The 16628-nt window shown below is 71.7% G+C and carries 14 protein-coding genes; 4 read left to right on the top strand and 10 right to left on the bottom strand.

Annotated elements, in window-relative coordinates; genetic code table 11:
- Nucleotides 1–34 precede the first annotated feature (34 nt).
- Nucleotides 35–793 carry an SDR family oxidoreductase gene (locus P2424_RS20335; protein ID WP_276479041.1) on the bottom strand — a complete coding sequence of 253 codons (759 nt, stop codon included), beginning with the start codon at nt 791–793 and terminating at the stop codon, nt 35–37.
- Nucleotides 794–1042: 249 nt separating this feature from the next.
- Here P2424_RS20335 and P2424_RS20330 point away from each other — a divergent pair, with 249 nt between their 5' ends.
- A complete protein-coding gene (locus P2424_RS20330) occupies nt 1043–1735 on the top strand; it encodes a phenylalanine--tRNA ligase beta subunit-related protein (protein ID WP_276477190.1) in 693 nt (230 codons plus the stop codon).
- A gap of 50 nt (nt 1736–1785) precedes the next feature.
- Here P2424_RS20330 and P2424_RS20325 read toward each other — a convergent pair whose 3' ends face one another.
- The gene (locus tag P2424_RS20325; RefSeq protein ID WP_276477189.1) at nt 1786–2553 is read right to left on the bottom strand and encodes a Sir2 family NAD-dependent protein deacetylase; all 768 of its coding nucleotides are present in this window, start codon (nt 2551–2553) and stop codon (nt 1786–1788) included.
- Between the two features lie 52 nt (nt 2554–2605).
- On the opposite strand from P2424_RS20325, the gene P2424_RS20320 reads away from it, so the two are divergent.
- The 3 genes from P2424_RS20320 to P2424_RS20310 all read left to right on the top strand — a co-directional run bounded on the left by P2424_RS20320 (nt 2606) and on the right by P2424_RS20310 (nt 6224).
- Nucleotides 2606–3448 (top strand): inositol monophosphatase, encoded by an 843-nt coding sequence (locus P2424_RS20320; RefSeq protein ID WP_276477188.1) that lies wholly within the window; start codon nt 2606–2608, stop codon nt 3446–3448.
- 35 nt (nt 3449–3483) lie between these two features.
- A complete protein-coding gene (locus tag P2424_RS20315; protein WP_276477187.1) occupies nt 3484–4914 on the top strand; it encodes an NAD(P)/FAD-dependent oxidoreductase in 1431 nt (476 codons plus the stop codon).
- A 176-nt stretch (nt 4915–5090) separates the two neighbouring features.
- Entirely contained in the window at nt 5091–6224 is a 1134-nt protein-coding gene (locus P2424_RS20310) for a glycerate kinase (protein ID WP_276477186.1), read from the top strand.
- A gap of 394 nt (nt 6225–6618) precedes the next feature.
- Here the strand turns inward: P2424_RS20310 and pssA are convergent, their stop codons facing one another.
- The 8 genes from pssA to P2424_RS20270 all read right to left on the bottom strand — a co-directional run bounded on the left by pssA (nt 6619) and on the right by P2424_RS20270 (nt 16428).
- Nucleotides 6619–7539, bottom strand: coding sequence for a CDP-diacylglycerol--serine O-phosphatidyltransferase (gene pssA / locus P2424_RS20305; protein WP_276477185.1), 921 nt, complete (start codon nt 7537–7539; stop codon nt 6619–6621).
- Nucleotides 7526–8218, bottom strand: coding sequence for a phosphatidylserine decarboxylase (locus tag P2424_RS20300; protein WP_276477184.1), 693 nt, complete (start codon nt 8216–8218; stop codon nt 7526–7528). Before P2424_RS20300 ends, pssA begins: the two co-directional genes overlap by 14 nt.
- 170 nt (nt 8219–8388) lie before the next feature.
- Nucleotides 8389–9603: an acyl-CoA dehydrogenase family protein gene (locus P2424_RS20295; RefSeq protein ID WP_276477183.1), complete on the bottom strand. Its 1215-nt coding sequence runs from the start codon at nt 9601–9603 to the stop codon at nt 8389–8391.
- 1 nt (nt 9604) lies between these two features.
- A complete protein-coding gene (locus P2424_RS20290) occupies nt 9605–10129 on the bottom strand; it encodes a MaoC family dehydratase (protein WP_276477182.1) in 525 nt (174 codons plus the stop codon).
- A gap of 3 nt (nt 10130–10132) precedes the next feature.
- Entirely contained in the window at nt 10133–11104 is a 972-nt protein-coding gene (locus P2424_RS20285; RefSeq protein ID WP_276477181.1) for a CoA ester lyase, read from the bottom strand.
- A complete protein-coding gene (locus P2424_RS20280) occupies nt 11101–13200 on the bottom strand; it encodes a protein meaA (RefSeq protein ID WP_276477180.1) in 2100 nt (699 codons plus the stop codon). Before P2424_RS20280 ends, P2424_RS20285 begins: the two co-directional genes overlap by 4 nt.
- Nucleotides 13201–13210: 10 nt before the next feature.
- Nucleotides 13211–14584, bottom strand: a complete 1374-nt coding sequence (gene ccrA / locus P2424_RS20275) for a crotonyl-CoA carboxylase/reductase (protein ID WP_276477179.1) — start codon at nt 14582–14584, stop codon at nt 13211–13213.
- A 314-nt stretch (nt 14585–14898) separates the two neighbouring features.
- Complete coding sequence (locus tag P2424_RS20270; RefSeq protein ID WP_276477178.1) at nt 14899–16428, bottom strand: amino acid permease; 1530 nt, start codon at nt 16426–16428, stop codon at nt 14899–14901.
- Nucleotides 16429–16628: the final 200 nt, after the last annotated feature.

Here is a 16628-nt window from a genome sequence, read left to right as displayed (position 1 = left end):
GCGGGGGCCGTCCGCGCGGACGGCCCCCGCCGCTTCAGGCGGCGAAACCGCCGTCCACCGCGAGCACAGCGCCGGTGACGTAGCGGGCGCCGTCGCCGACGAGGTGGGCCACCGAGTCGGCGATCTCCTCCGGCGTTCCGTACCGGCCCAGCAGGGTGAGGGCGGCCTGCGCCGCGGCGCTCTCGCCGTCCGCGGGGTTCAAGTCGGTGTCGACCGGGCCCGGCGACACCTGGTTGACGGTGATGCCGCGCGGTGCCAGCTCGCGGGCCAGGCCCTTGGTGAGCCCGGTGACGGCCGCCTTGCTCATGGCGTAGAGCGCCATCCCGGGGAAGGGCACGTGCGCCGAGACGCAGCTCCCGACGTTGACGATCCGGCCGCCGTCGGCCATCCGGGAGGCTGCCGCCTGTGCCACGAGGTAGGCGCCCCGGACGTTGGCCGCCAGCACCCGGTCCACCTCCCCGACCGGCACCGAACCGAGCTCTCCCTGGCTGCCGGTCCCCGCGTTGTTCACGAGGATGTCCAGCCGTCCGAACGTCTCAACCGCCCCGTCCGCGGCCGCCCGTACCGAGTCCGCGTCGTCCAGCGAGGCGCGCACCGCCCAGGCCCGGCCGCCGAGTTCCTCGATCCGCGTGGCCACGTCGCGGGCCCGCTCGGCGTTCGCCTCGTAGGTCAGCGCCACGTCCGCGCCGTCTGCCGCCAGGCGCAGGGCCACGGCCGCTCCGATGCCGCGGCTGCCGCCGGTGACGAGGGCGGCCCTGCCGTCGAGGGGCTTGTCCGAGACGCTGCTGTGCATGGATTCTTCCCGTCCGTCGAGTGTTGCTCCGGTTGACATGACTCGATCCTGGTGCGGTGTCCTCCGCGATGCTGGCGCTCTTCGGACGCCACCTTGCGAGTCACGTATGATGCACTGCGTAGTACGGTAGACTGAACCAGTCGTGCCGCTCGCGCATCCCGGCCCCGGGCGGCCAAGGCGCCGGGCACGGCGGGAACGCCGGGAACGCCGGGAACGGCGAGAACGGCGAGAACGAGGAGCGACGCAGAGATGAGCATGACCGAGGACTGGCTGGCGGCCGCCCGGATCGACCCGTCGGTCGGCGCCCTGCGCCCCGACTACCGCGCCCTGCTGATCGTCGCGGAGGGGCTGGTCCCCGGGCCGAGCGACGCCGTCAGCGAGGAACTCCTCGCCAAAGCCGAGGCGACGGCCTGCGATCCTGATCTGCACCCGCACACGGAGGCGTGGCGGGAGGCGTTCCGGGCCTTCGGTGCCAAGCCCAAGCGCACCCGGCCCAGCGTCGACGCGCTGCTGCGGCGCGCCCCCGAGGGCCTGCCCCGCATCGACCGGCTCACGGACATCTACAACGCGGTCTCCGTGGCGCACGTCGTCCCGCTCGGCGGCGAGGACCTGGACCGCTACGCGGGGCCCCTCCGGCTCACCCGCGCCGAGGGCACCGAGCCCTTCGAGCTGATGTCGGGCGGCGAGCCGGTGACGGAGTACCCGCGGGCCGGGGAAGTGATCTGGCGCGACGACGAGGGTGTCACCTGCCGGCGCTGGAACTGGCGGCAGTGCGTCCGCACCCGGCTGACGACCGGGACCACCCGCGCCGTCTTCCTCCTCGACGCCCTCGGCGCGATGGACGACACCGCGCTGCGGGAGGCGGGCCGCGCTCTGACCGACGCGCTGTGCGCCGCCGCGCCGGGAGCGGTGACCGCGTCCAGGCTGCTGCGCGCGGCCTGAGCCCCGACCGCGCCCCGGCCCCCAGCGCGCAGGGGCGCGGCGGGTCCGCCTCAGCGTTGCAGCGCGGAGAGCAGCCGGGGCAGAGCGGTGCCGATCGGCTCCCGCACCACCTCGTCCGCGAGCGGGTCGTAGGGCGTGGGCTCGGCGTTCACGATGACGAGCCGGGCCCCGTGCTCGGCGGCCAGACCGGCCAGGGACGCGGCGGGCTGCACCTGGAGACTGGTGCCCACGGCGAGGAAGACGTCGCAGGCCCGGGCCACCGCCACCGCCTCGGCCAGCACCTCCCCGTCGAGCTGCTGGCCGAACATCACCGTCGCGGACTTGAGCACGCCCCCGCACACCTCACACAACGGGTCCGGGTCGCCCGCCGCGACCCGCTCCAGCGCCCGCGCCATGGCCGAGCGGGCTCCGCACGCCGTGCACAGCACCGTACGGGCGTTCCCGTGCAGCTCCAGCACCTTGCGGTCCGGAACGCCCGCGGCCTGGTGGAGTCCGTCGACGTTCTGGGTGATGACCCGCACCGGGGTGCCGGAGCGCTCCAGCCCGGCCACCGCCTCGTGCGCCGCGTTGGGGACGGCCTCCCACACCGGGCTCTCGCCACGCATCCGCCATGAGCGGCGCCGGATGTCGGAGTCCCCCATGTAGGAGTCGTAGGTGACCAGCTTCTCGGCCTCCGGATCGGTGCGCCACACCCCCTGCGGCCCGCGGTAGTCGGGGATGCCGGAGTCGGTGGAGATCCCGGCGCCGCTGAGGATCGCCACCAGCGGTGTGCCGCCCGCGGGCTCCCCGTCCCGTGGCGTTCTGTCACGTTCGGCCATGCGGCCAGCCTAGTTCGCCTCCGCACCGGCGGACGCGTGCTTCCATGGTGGGGTGATCGACGACGAGCTGACGACAGCGGTGGAACGGGCGGTCCGCGAGGCCGTGGACGCGCAGGTCGTGCCGCGCTGGCGGAAACTCGCCGAGCACGAGATCACCACCAAGACCGGCAGCCACGATCTGGTCACGGTCGCCGACCGGGAGGCGGAGCGGCAACTGGGCGACGCACTGCGCCGGTTGCTGCCCGGCTCCGCGGTGGTCGGGGAGGAGGGCGTGCACGCCGACCCGGCCTCCTACAGGGCGCTCTCCGGCCCGGATCCGGTGTGGATCATCGACCCCGTCGACGGCACGCGCCAGTTCGTCGCGGGCGGGGAGGGCTTCTGCACCATGGTCGCGCTCGCCCACCACGGTGAGACCCTCGCGGGATGGATTCAGGCGCCGGCCCTCGGCCTGACCGCCACGGTGCGGCGCGGCGGCGGGGCGCTGCTCAACGGGGAGCCGCTGTACGCCGGTTCCCCCCGAGCGGGGGCCCCGCTGCGCGTCGCCGTCTCGCATCCGGACTACACGGACGAGTGGCAGGAGCGCTCGCTGCGCGGACTGCACACCGCTGGACTGCAGGTGCGGTCCACCGGCTCGGCGGGGCTGGAGTACCTCGCCATCGCCCGCGGCCGGCTGGACGCCGTCGCCTACACCTGGGAGGCCGCCTGGGACCACGCCCCGGGGCTGCTGATGGTGGCCGAGGCGGGGGGCGCCGGCAGCACCGTCGAGGGCGTGCCCTTCCGCCTCGCGGGCGGCAACGCGCTGCCGTTCACCGCCGCGCGTGACGCGGACACGACCCGGCGTATGGTGGAGCTCCTGCGGGAAAAGAGCGAGGACCACCGGAGCCGACCCCGCTGACCGGGGTCCGGCGAGCCGGGCGAGGGGAGCCGCAAGTGCCATCGATCCGGGACGCGGTGGTCGTGGGAGCCGGCCCCAACGGGCTGACGGCAGCCGTGGAACTGGCCCGGCGCGGCTTCCGGGTCGAGGTGTTCGAAGCGGGCGGCACCGTCGGCGGCGGCGCCCGTACCGAGGAGCTGACGCTGCCGGGCTTCCGGCACGACCCCTGCTCGGCCGTCCACCCCACCGGCGCCGGGTCACCCGCCTTCGGCTCGATGCCACTGAAGCGGTACGGGCTGGAGTGGCTGCATCCCGAACTCCCGCTGGCACACCCGTTCCCGGACGGTACCGCCGCCGTGCTGGCCCGGTCGGTGGGGGAGACGGCGGCCTCCCTCGGCCCGCGCGACGCGGGCGCCTACCGTCGCCTGGTCGGGCCCTACCTCGGCCGGTGGGACAGCCTGGCGGAGGACTTCCTCGGCTACGGCTCCGCCTTCAACGGCCGCTTCCCCACCGATCCGCTCCAGCTCGTGCGGTTCGGGCTGACCGGGCTGCAGCCGGTCACCTGGGCCAGGGCCCGCTTCCGGGACGAGAAGGCGCGGGCGCTGCTGGCGGGCATGGCCGGCCACGTCATCGCACCCCTGAGCAACCTGTTCATGACAGCTCCCGCCCTGGTCTTCGCGCTCGCCGCGCACGCGGTCGGCTGGCCGTTCCCGCGCGGCGGCTCGCAGGCGATCTCCGACGCGCTGGCCGGATACCTGCGGGCGCTGGGGGGCACCATCCACACCGGCACCGAGGTCAAGCGCCTGGACGAGCTGCCGCCCGCCCGCGCCTACGTCTTCGACACCTCGCCGACCGCGCTCGCCCGGATCGCCGGACTGGGCAGCGCCTACGACTCGGTCCGCTACGGCGCCGGCGTCTTCAAGCTCGACTACGCCCTGGACGGGCCCGTCCCGTGGACTTCTCCGGACGCGGCCCGGGCCGGGACGGTGCACATCGGGCCGACCCTGGGGGACATCGACACCGCGCTGCGCGACGCCGTGGTGCGCGGCCGCGCCCCCGAGCGGCCCTTCCTGATCACCGCCCAGCCCAGCCTGACCGACCCCACCCGGGCCCCCGAGGGCAAGCACGTCTTCTGGGCGTACGGCCATCTGCCCAACAACTGGCAGGGGGACGCGACCGAGGCAGTGGAACGCCAGATCGAGCGCTTCGCGCCGGGGTTCCGCGACCGGGTGCTGGCCCGGGCCGCCGCCGGGCCGCCGCAGCTCGCCGCCCGCAACGCCAACTACGTCGGCGGTGACATCTCCTGCGGGTCGGCCGCCGGACTGCGGCTGTTGATCCGGCCCAAGCTCAAGCGTGTCCCGTACGAGACCGCGCACCCGTCCGTCTATCTGTGCTCCTCCGCGGCGCCGCCCGGCCCCGGGGTGCACGGGATGGCGGGCCATCACGCCGCCCGCGCCGTGTGGCGCCGCCTCCGCCGGGAGCGGTGAGCCGGGGACCGTACGGCGACCGGCCGCGCGGCGCGTAGGGTGCGGTGCGGCGCGTGCGCGGCGGAGGGGACGCGCCCCTGCGGCCATGGCGCCATGGTCGGGAGAGGCGTCGGAAAGATAGGGTCCCCAAGGCGCGACTGCCTGTTCGAACAACAGAGAGACCCAGGGGCAGAACCATGACAACGACGGCGCGAACCACATCGGCGCGCGTGCTGATCGCCGCGGACAAGTTCAAGGGATCGCTGACGGCCGTCGAGGTCGCAGAGCATCTCACGGCGGGCATCCGGAAAGCGCGCCCGGAGGTGGACGTCGAGGCTCTGCCCGTGGCCGACGGCGGCGACGGCACCGTCGCGGCGGCGGTCGCCAACGGCTTCGCCCGCCACGAGGTCGAGGTGACCGGGCCCCTCGGCGCCTCCGTCACGGCCGCCTTCGCGCTCCGCGAGGGCACCGCGGTCGTGGAGATGGCCGAGGCGGCCGGGCTCCAGCACCTGCCGCCCGGGGTCTTCGTACCGCTGACGGCCACCACCTACGGCGCCGGTGAGCTGCTGCTGGCCGCCATCGAGGCGGGCGCGACCACGATCATCTTCGGCGTCGGCGGCTCCGCGACCACCGACGGCGGTGCCGGGATGCTCGACGCGCTGGGGGCCCGGCTGCTCGACCAGGACGGCGACTCCATCCCGTGGGGCGGCGGAGGGCTGCGCGAACTCGTCTCCGCCGACCTGTCCGGAATGGATCCGCGGCTGAAGAACGTCGAGGTCGTTCTGGCCAGCGACGTCGACAACCCGCTGACCGGCCCGAAGGGCGCCGCAGCGGTCTACGGCCCGCAGAAGGGCGCCACCGACGAGGACGTGAAGCTGCTGGACGCCGCACTCGCCCACCTCGCCGAGACCCTCGGCGAGCAGGAGGCCGCCGCCTCGCCCGGGGCCGGAGCCGCGGGCGGCATCGGGTTCGGCGCGCTCGTCGGGCTGCGTGCCCGGTTCCGGCCCGGCATCGAGATCCTGATGGAGGAGCTCGGCGTCGAGGCCGCCATTGGGCGTGCCTCCCTGGTGGTCACGGGGGAGGGCTCGCTGGACGAGCAGACGCTGCACGGGAAGGCACCCGCCGGCGTCGCCGCGGCGGCCCGCGACGCGGGGAAGCCGGTGGTCGCCGTCTGCGGCCGGGTCGCCATCGGGAAGAAGGAGCTGGCCGCCGCCGGAATCGAGAAGGCGTACGCGCTCACGGATCTCGAGTCCGACGTCGAGCGCTGCATCGCCGAGGCCGGTCCCCTGCTGGAGACCCTCGGCGAACGCCTCGCGGCCGACCGCCTGTAGCACCGGCCCCGGGCCGGCGCCGGGCGGCGGCAGCGTTTTGGGGAGTGCCCGGACCACTGTCGGTGCCCCGTCGGGAGGTCGCCGAAGGCCGCCGGCAGCCTCCTGGGCGGACGTCGGCGCCGGTACGGCGCCGTAGCGCCCCCCTGCCGGCCTGCGGGCGCGCACGGGGCCCTCGGGGGCGCGGAAGCCCGGCCGGGCCGGTGCCAGGCCCCCGCAGCCGACGGGACGGTGCCCGAAGAGCCTGGAGGGAAGCCGGAGGGGCGCGGGTGGGCCGGAAAGACCCGGGGAGGCCGGAAGGGCCCGGCACACGCGTGAGGGGCCCGCCACTTCTGGCGGGCCCCTCACGGGCGTCGTCCCTGGGGAAGGGGCCCTGTCAGCCCCCGGCGGCAGCCGGTCAGCCCTGCGCGGCGGCCCGCGCTTCGCGGCGGTTGTCGCGGAAGGCGTTGACCCGGCGGGCCGTGGCGAACAGCGGAATCACCGCGCCGAGAACGACCTGGAGGGCGCAGCCGGTCTGCAGGAGCAGCTCGCCCCCGGGCGCGTCGAACGCCCAGGAGGCCAGCAGCCCCATGCTCAGGACGATCCAGCACAGCATGGCCACCGCGAGCCTGCCTCGTGGCTTGGGGTACTCGACGCGGCTGACCATCAGCCAGGCGACCCCCAGGATGCCGAGCGCCGTCGGGACGAAGGGCAGCTCCAGCAGCACCACGGAGACGACGGTGAGAGCGCCGAACGGCCCCGGCATGCCCTGGAACATTCCGTTCCGCATGGGCACGCAGGAGAACCGGGCAAGCCGCAGCACCACCGCCAGCAGGACCACGATCGCGGCGACCACGGAGATCCGCTGGTGCGCGTCGTTGGCCACCATGCCCCAGACGGCGACGAAGTAGGCCGGTGCCAGTCCGAAGCTGATCAGGTCGGAGAGGTTGTCCAGCTCGGCGCCCATGGCCGAGCTGCGCAGCTTGCGCGCGACCAGGCCGTCGAACAGGTCGAAGACGGCGGCCATCAGCATCAGGACCACGGCGGTGGCGGCGCTGTGCCGGGCCATGCCGCCGTCCTCGCTGCCCGTCAGATGCGGGATGAGGACGCCGGTGGTGGTGAAGTACACCGCCATGAAGCCGCAGGTCGCGTTGCCCAGCGTGAGGGTGTCCGCGATGGACAGCCGGGTCGACAGCGGCATCTCGTCGTCGGCGTCGTCCGCGTAGTCCTCGTCGGCGTATTCGGCGTACTCGGCGTAGCGCGGGTAGCCGTCGCGGTCCGTGGAGCGCTCGGCTCCGGGGCCCCAGGCGGCCTGGGCGTCGGGATCAATCACGGTCAAGGCGAGTCACCCCCGCTGTCGTGGTCTGACCGACCTCCACGGCCGTCTCGACACCCTTGGGAAGGTAGACGTCCACGCGGGAGCCGAACCTGATCAGCCCGAGGCGCTCACCCTGCTCGACCTTGGCACCACTGGGCACGTACGGAACGATCCGCCGGGCTACGGCGCCGGCGATCTGGACCATCTCGATGTCGCCCAGCTCGGTCTCGAAGTGCCAGACGACGCGCTCGTTGTTCTCGCTCTCCTTGTTGAACGCCGGAACGAAGCCGCCGGGGATGTGCTCGACGGACGTCACCGTGCCCGCCAGCGGCGCGCGGTTGACGTGGACGTTCAGCGGGCTCATGAAGATGGCGACGCGGGTACGGCCGTCCTGCCACGGCATGATGCTCTGCACCACGCCGTCGGCCGGGGAGATCACCCGGCCCTGGCCGATCTCCCGCTCCGGGTCCCGGAAGAACCACAGCATCCCGGCGGCGAGCGCCGTCGCGGGTACGGCGACCAGCGCGGCGCGCTTCGACCTGCGGGCGCGTACCAGGCTGAGTGCCGCCGTCGCGACGGTCGGCGCGAGCCACGGCGACGCACCGCGCGCGAGGCGGACCCCGGGTCCGCCGGGGGTGCCGGAGCCGTCCGGGCCGGACGAGGGAGAGCCGCTGGGTGTGGTGGTTGGGCTGTGGGGCATGAATGACCTTCGTAGCGGAGGGAGCCGCGTAGGTGACAGGGGGACGGCGGCTTTCCCGGGATGCTATCGGTTTCTGATGGCAACTGGGCAAGCCGGCCAGCCAGTCCGTGGCCGATGTCCCGGTTCGGGGTGTGATCTTGAAAGTCAAGAAAACACCCCGAAAAGGACATTCAGCCCTGGCTGCGATACTCCTCCAGGAGCCGTCGACCCACGATCATTTTCTGGATCTCCGCGGTTCCTTCGCCGATCAGGAGCATCGGCGCCTCCCGGTAGAGTCGCTCGATCTCGTATTCCTTGCTGAAACCGTACCCGCCGTGGATACGGAAGGCGTCCTCCACGACCTCCTTGCAGTACTCGGAGGCGAGATATTTCGCCATTCCCGCTTCCAGGTCGTTGCGTTGGCCGGAGTCCTTCTTGCGCGCGGCGCCCACCATCAGGGCGTGTGCCGCCTCGACCTTCGTGGCCATGTCGGCGAGTTTGAACTGAATGGCCTGATGCCCGGCGATGGGCTTCCCAAACGTATGGCGCTGCTGTGCGTAGTCGATACCGAGCTCGAACGCACGCTGTGCGACGCCGCAGCCACGCGCCGCCACATTCACCCGGCCGACCTCCACCCCGTCCATCATCTGGTAGAAGCCGCGCCCGGTCGCGCCGCCGAGCACGCGGTCGGCCGGAACGCGCAGGTCGTCCATGACCAGCTCGGTGGTGTCGACGCCTTTGTAGCCCATTTTGTCGATCTTGCCGGGGATGGTGAGCCCGGGCTTGACCTGGCCGAAACCGGGCTCCTTCTCCACCAGGAACGTCGTCATCGACTTGTGTGGAGCGGTTCCCTCCGGATGGCCCTCGTCCGTCCGGCACAGCACCGCCACCAGGGTGGCGGAGCCCCCGTTGGTCAGCCACATCTTCTGGCCGTTCAGCAGGAAGTCCCCGGAACCGTCCGCTGCGGGCGACCCCTTCGAGGTGATGGCCGAGACATCCGAGCCCAGCCCCGGCTCCGACATCGAGAAGGCGCCGCGGATCTCACCGGTGGCCATCCTCGGCAGGAAGTGGTCCTTCTGCTCCTGCGTCCCGTGCTGCTTGAGCATGTAGGCCACGATGAAGTGCGTGTTGATGATGCCCGACACGCTCATCCAGCCGCGGGCGATCTCCTCGACGCACAGCGCGTAGGTGAGCAGCGACTCACCCAGCCCGCCGTACTCCTCGGGGATCATCAGACCGAAGATCCCCAGCTCCTTGAGCCCCTCCACGATCTCGGTGGGGTACTCGTCCTTGTGCTCCAGCTCCGTGGCGACGGGCAGGATCTCCTTGTCGACGAAGCTGCGCACCGTCGAGAGGATCTCCCGCTGTATCTCCGTCAGACCCTCGGTCTGCGCCAGCCGGCCCATCTCACCTACCGCCCTTCGGCGCCGGCTCCCGCAGCTCGGGGCGGCCCGGCTGCTCCCCGCCGCGCTCCTTGACGTACGTCTCGGTGGGCACCATCACCTTGCGCCGGAAGACGCAGACCAGGGTGCCGTCCTGCTTGTAGCCCCTGGTCTCGACGTGCACGATCCCGCGGTCGTTCTTCGACCTGGACGGCGTCTTGTCCAGCACCGTCGTCTCGCCGTAGACCGTGTCGCCGTGGAAGGTCGGAGCCACGTGCCTGAGCGACTCGATCTCCAGGTTGGCGATGGCCTTCCCCGACACGTCCGGTACCGACATCCCCAGCAGCAGCGAGTAGATGTAGTTGCCCACCACCACGTTCCGGCCGAAGTCGGTGGTCGACTCGGCGTAGTGGCTGTCCAGGTGCAGCGGGTGGTGGTTCATGGTCAGCAGGCAGAACATGTGGTCGTCGTACTCGGTGACCGTCTTGCCCGGCCAGTGCTTGTAGACGTCGCCGACCGTGAATTCCTCGTAGGTGCGTCCGAACTGCATGGCTCAGCCCTCCGGAGGGGTGAAGGAAGTGGTGCGCCGCATGCCGGCCGCGCGGCCCTTGCCGGAGATGACCAGCGCCATCTTGCGGCTGGCCTCGTCGATCATCTCGTCGCCGAGCATCGCCGAGCCCTTCTTGCCACCGGCCTCGGAGGTGCAGTATTCGTACGCGTCCAGGATCATCTCCGCGTGGTCGTAGTCCTCCTGGGAGGGCGAGAAGATCTCGTTGGACGCCTCGACCTGGCCCGGGTGCAGCACCCACTTGCCGTCGAAGCCCAGTGCCGCGGCCCGCCGGGCCACCTCCCGGTAGCCGTCCACGTCGCGGATCTGCAGGTAGGGCCCGTCGATCGCCTGGAGGTCGTGGGTGCGGGCCGCCATCAGGATCCGCATCAGGATGTAGTGGTAGGCGTCGGCCGGATAGCCGGGCGGCTGCTCGCCCACGACCAGCGACTTCATGTTGATGGACGCCATGAAGTCGGCCGGCCCGAAGACGATGGTCTCCATCCGCGGCGAGGCCGCGGCGATCTCGTCGACGTTCACCAGGCCCTTGGCGTTCTCGATCTGCGCCTCGATGCCGATCCCGCCGACCTCCAGGCCGACCGTCTTCTCGATCTGCGTCAGCAGCATGTCCAGCGCCCGCACCTGCGCCGCGTCCTGCACCTTGGGCAGCATCACGCAGTCCAGGTTCGCGCCGGCGCCCTCCACGACGGTCACCACGTCGCGGTAGGTCCACTCCGTGGTCCAGTCGTTGACCCGCACGACGCGGGTCTTGCCGCTCCAGTCGCCCTCGTTGAGGAACTTCACGATGGTGTGCCGCGCCTCCGGCTTGGCCAGCGGGGCACAGGCGTCCTCCAGGTCCAGGAAGACCTGGTCGGCGGGGAGGCCCTGGGCCTTCTCCAGGAACCGCGGGTTGCTGCCCGGCACCGCCAGGCAGGAACGGCGCGGGCGGAGCGCTCGCTGCCGGTTGTCGCTGTTCACGAGGTGACCTCCAGTGGTTCTCGCTGATCGCGCTCACTGCGCTGGTCGCGCGTCGGGAGCTTGTGCTGACTGCGGATCTCGTCGACGATACGGCCGATGATCCCGGTGATCCCGAAGTCCTTCGGGGTGAAGACGGCGGCGACCCCCGCCTCGCGCAGCGTCCGCGCGTCCGCCGACGGGATGATCCCGCCCACGACCACGGGGACATCGGCCGCGCCCGCCTTCCGCATCCGCTCCAGCACGTCCGGCACCAGTTCGGCGTGCGAGCCGGAGAGGATGGACAGGCCCACGCAGTGCACGTCCTCGGCGAGGGCCGCCGCGACGATCTCCTCCGGCGTGAGCCTGATGCCTTGGTAGACCACCTCGAAGCCCGCGTCCCGGGCCCGTACGGCGATCTGCTCGGCGCCGTTGCTGTGGCCGTCCAGACCGGGCTTGCCCACCAGCAGCCGCAGCTTGCCGACCCCCAGCTCCGCAGCGGTGTCCGCCGCGTTCCGCCGTACCGCTGCCAGTTCCGAGCCCTCCTCGGCGCTCACCGCCACCGGCGCCGAACTCACCCCGGTCGGTGCCCGGAACTCGCCGAACACCTCGCGCAGAGCGCCCGCCCACTCCCCGGTGGTGACCCCGGCGCGAGCGCACTCCAGGGTCGCCTCCATCAGGTTGGTGTCACCGGCAGCGGCCTCCCGCAGGGCGGCGAGGGCCTGCTCCGCGCTGGGGTGCAGGCCGGGCTCCCGGGCCCCCTCGCGCCAGAACGGCTCGTCCCGGGTCTCCCGCCAGTGCTTGACGGCCTCCACGGTCGCCGCCTCGCCGGCCGGGTCCACCGTCAGGATGGCGGTGTCCAGGTCCGCGGTGAGCGGGCTAGGCTCCGTGGCCTCGTAGCAGTTGACGCCGACGATCTTCTCCTCGCCCGACTCGATCCGGGCGCGGCGCTCCGCGTGCGAGGCGACGAGCTGCGACTTGAGGTAGCCGGACTCGACGGCGGCCATCGCCCCGCCCATCTCCTCGATCCGGGCCATCTCGGCCAGTGACTGCTCGACCAGGCTGTCCACCTCGGCCTCGATCACGTGCGAGCCGGCGAAGATGTCGTCGTACTCCAGCAGGTCGCTCTCGTGCGCCAGCACCTGCTGGACCCGCAGCGACCACTGCTGATCCCAGGGGCGGGGCAGGCCCAGTGCCTCGTTCCAGGCGGGCAACTGCACGGCGCGGGCGCGAGCGTCCTTGGAGAGGGTCACGGCCAGCATCTCCAGCACGATGCGCTGGACGTTGTTCTCCGGCTGCGCCTCGGTCAGCCCCAGCGAGTTGACCTGCACCCCGTATCGGAAGCGGCGCTGCTTGGGGTCGGTGATGCCGTAGCGCTCGCTGGTGACGCGGTCCCAGATGCGGGTGAAGGCCCGCATCTTGCACATCTCCTCGACGAACCGGACGCCCGCGTTCACGAAGAACGAGATCCGTGCCACGACCCGCCCGAACTCCTCGGCCGGCACCTGCCCGCTGTCCCGTACCGCGTCCAGCACCGCGATCGCCGTCGCCATCGCGTAGGAGATCTCCTGCACCGGCGTGGCACCGGCCTCCTGCAGGTGGTAGCTGCAGATGTTGACCGGGTTCCATTTGGGCAGCCGGGCGACCGTGTAGGCGATCATGTCGGTGGTCAGCCGCAGCGACGGCACCGGCGGGAAGACGTGCGTCCCGCGGGAGAGGTATTCCTTGACGATGTCGTTCTGCGTGGTGCCCTGGAGCTGCGACACGTCGGCGCCCTGCTCCTCCGCGACCACCTGGTAGAGCGCCAGCAGCCACATGGCGGTGGCGTTGATGGTCATGGAGGTGTTGGTCTTCTCCAGCGGGATGCCGTCGAAGAGCCTGCGCATGTCGCCCAGGTGGGAGACCGGGACCCCGACCCGGCCGACCTCGCCGCGGGCGAGCACGTGGTCGGGGTCGTATCCGGTCTGGGTGGGCAGGTCGAAGGCGACGGACAGCCCGGTCTGGCCCTTGGCGAGGTTGCGCCGGTACAGCTCGTTGGACGCCTCGGCCGTGGAGTGCCCGGCGTAGGTCCGCATCAGCCAGGGCCGGTCGCGCTTCCTGGGCTCCCGTTCATCAGTCATCGCGGGGGCCTCACGCGTTCCGGCTGTGCCCGTCGGTCCGCCCGCCTTCGGCGTCGCGGAAGGTGTTGATGGCGTCCAGGTGCCGGGCCCGCTTCTCGTGGTCGCGCACACCCAGTCCCTCCTCGGGCGCCAGCGCGAGGACACCGACCTTGCCCTGGTGCAGGTTGCGGTGCACGTCGTAGGCCGCCTGCCCGGTCTCCTCCAGCGGGTAGCTCTTCGAGAGCGTGGGGTGGATCTTGCCCTTGGCTATCAGCCGGTTGGCCTCCCACGCCTCGCGGTAGTTGGCGAAGTGCGAGCCGATGATCCGCTTCAGCGACATCCACAGGTACCGGTTGTCGTAGCTGTGCTCGTAGCCGGAGGTGGAGGCGCAGGTGACGATGGTGCCGCCCTTGCGGGTGACGTAGACACTCGCGCCGAAGGTCTCCCGCCCCGGGTGCTCGAAGACGATGTCCACGTCCTCGCCGCCGGTCAGTTCCCGGATGCGCTTGCCGAACCGCTTCCACTCCTTGGGGTCCTGGTTGTGCTCGTCCTTCCAGAACCGGTAGTCCTCCGCCTTGCGGTCGATGATGGCCTCGGCGCCCATCCGCCGGCAGATCTCGGCCTTGTCCTCGCTGGAGACCACGCAGATCGGGTTCGCCCCGCCGGCCAGCGCGAACTGGGTGGCGTACGAGCCCAGTCCACCGCTGGCACCCCAGATGAGGACGTTGTCGCCCTGCTTCATCCCGGCGCCGTTGCGGGAGACGAGCTGCCGGTAGGCGGTGGAGTTGACCAGGCCGGGGGCCGCTGCCTCCTCCCAGCTCAGGTGGGCCGGCTTGGGCATCAGCTGGTTGGACTTGACCAGCGCGATCTCGGCGAGCCCGCCGAAGTTGGTCTCGAAGCCCCAGATCCGCTGCTGCGGGTCGAGCATCGTGTCGTTGTGGCCGTCGGCCGACTCCAGTTCGACGGAGAGGCAGTGTGCGACCACCTCGTCGCCGGGCTTCCAGGAGTTGACCCCCACGCCGGTGCGCAGCACGACGCCCGCCAGGTCGGAGCCGATGATGTGGTACGGCAGGTCGTGCCGCTTCGCCAGCGGGGAGACGCGGCCGTAGCGCTCCAGGAACCCGAAGGTGGACAGCGGCTCGAAGATCGAGGTCCAGACCGAGTTGTAGTTGACCGAGGAGGCCATCACGGCCACCAGGGCCTCGCCCGGGCCCAGTTCGGGCACGGGCACCTCGTCGAGGTGCAGCGACTTGCGCGGATCCTTGTCCCGGGCCTCCAGCCCTTCGAACATCCCGGCCTCGTCCTTGTGGACGGTCACGGCCCGGTAGGACTCGGGCAGCGGCAGGGCGGCGAAGTCGTCCGGCGAGGTGTCGGACGCGAGGATCGCGTCGAGGATCTGGTTCACGGTATGCCTCCGGCGAAGCGTGGAGCGTGGCGTGGGGACGCCTCCGGCTGCGGCCGGAGGAACCCCGTCGGGGGACGTCGGTGATGAGGCAGTGCCGTCGGTTCGGCTGTTGCTGGTGCGCGAGGGTGCGCGCGGTCGCTCGTGACGCCGAGCGGTCCGGGGCACACGGTTTCGGCCGCGGGGACAGCGCCCGGACTACTGCCAACGTATGACACCCAGTGCCAGCACACAAGACACCGCGTGCCGTGAATTCTCACATGGCGTGGATCGTTCTCATCTGAGCGATGATCGATCAAATAGGCCTGCCTCGCAGGTCAGGGCACCTGGTGCGCCGACGGCTCGTCCCCCCGCCGCACCCGGCTGCGGCGCCGCCCGTATCCCGCGTAGAGCACGGCCCCCAGTGCCATCCACGCGGCGAACCGGGCCCAGGTCTCCGACGGCAGGTTCAGCATCAGCCACAGCGAGGTCAGTACCGAGGCGATCGGCAGCGCCGGCACCAGCGGCGTGCGGAAGGCACGCGGCAGATCCGGCCTGGTGCGCCGCAGAATGATCACCCCGATCGCCACGACCACGAACGCGAAGAGCGTCCCGATGTTCACCAGCTCGGCCAGCTCCGTGAGACTGACGAAACCCGCCACGACGGCGACGAGCACCCCCAGCAGCACCGTCGACCGGTAGGGCGTGCCGAATCGCGGGTGCACCCGGGCGAACAGCGGCGGCAGCAGCCGGTCCCGGCTCATCGCGAAGAACACCCGGGACTGGCCCAGCAGCAGGATCATGCACACCGTCGTCAGCCCCACCGCCGCACCGAAACTGATCAGCCCCGCCCAGAACGGCTCGCCGACGGCCTTGAACGCGTCGGCCAGCGGAGCGTCCACGGTCAGCTCGGTGTACTTGCGCATCCCGGTGACCACGATCGAGACCGCGATGTACAGCACCGTGCAGACGATCAGCGAGCCCAGGATGCCGCGCGGCATGTCGCGCTGCGGATTGCGGGTCTCCTCGGCCGTCGTGGCCACCACGTCGAATCCGATGAACGCGAAGAAGACGACGGCGGCGCCGGTGAAGATCCCCATCACGCCGAACGTGGTGGGCGCGTAGCCGGACATCACCTGGATCAGCGGTGCCGCGAACCCGGAGGTGGAGTCAGCGGTTCCCTGCGCGGGCGGGATGAAGGGATCGTAGTTCTCGGCCGTGACGAAGAACGCCCCGGCGACGATCACCAGCAGCACCACCCCCACCTTGATCGCCACGACGGTGGAGGTGACCCGGGCCGACAGCTTCATGCCCACCACCAGGATGCCCGTCAGCAGCAGTACCAGGCCGCAGGCCAGCAGGTCGAAGCCGAAGCCGCCGGTGGCGCTGGTGCCCGAGAGCCAGCCGGGAAGCTGCCAGCCGATGCTGTCCAGCAGCGACCGCACGTAGCCGGACCAGCCGACCGCCACCACCGCGCAGCCCAGTGCCAGTTCCAGCACCAGGTCCCAGCCGATGATCCAGGCGGGCAGTTCACCCAGCGAGGCGTACGCGAAGGTGTAGGCCGAACCGGCCACCGGCACGGTGGAGGCGAACTCCGCGTAGCACAGCGCGGCGAGGGTGCACACCACCCCGGCCGCGGCGAAGGAGAGGGCCACCGCCGGACCGGACGTCGTCCTGGCGACCTGGCCCGTCAGCACGAAAATACCGGTGCCGATGATCACACCGACGCCGAAGACCGTCAGGTCGCGCGCCGACAGCGAGCGGGGCAGCCCCTGCTCGGGGTCGTCCGTGTCGATGATCGACTCTTCGACGGACTTGGTCCGCAACCACTGCCTTGGGTTCTTCTTCCCGCCCGGCGCCACCGACACTGCCGCACCTCCACGTCGCCTTCGCGCCATGGTTTCCACCCGGCGGCCCGGCGGCGGGTACGCGCGGCGGTGCGCGGGCGCAATTCACCCGACTCCCTCGCCCGCGGGCCGGGGCCGGACGACCGGGCGTGCGGAGGCGGTGCGGAACCTCTCCGCGGGCGACGCCCGGCCCGACGCCCGGCCCGCAGCCGCCCCGGGTC

It is taken from the genome of Streptomyces sp. WMMB303 (genome assembly GCF_029351045.1).
Taxonomy (GTDB): Bacteria; Actinomycetota; Actinomycetes; order Streptomycetales; family Streptomycetaceae; genus Streptomyces.
The sequence above is the reverse complement of the archived record's forward strand: the minus strand, read 5'-3'. Positions and strand labels throughout refer to the sequence as shown.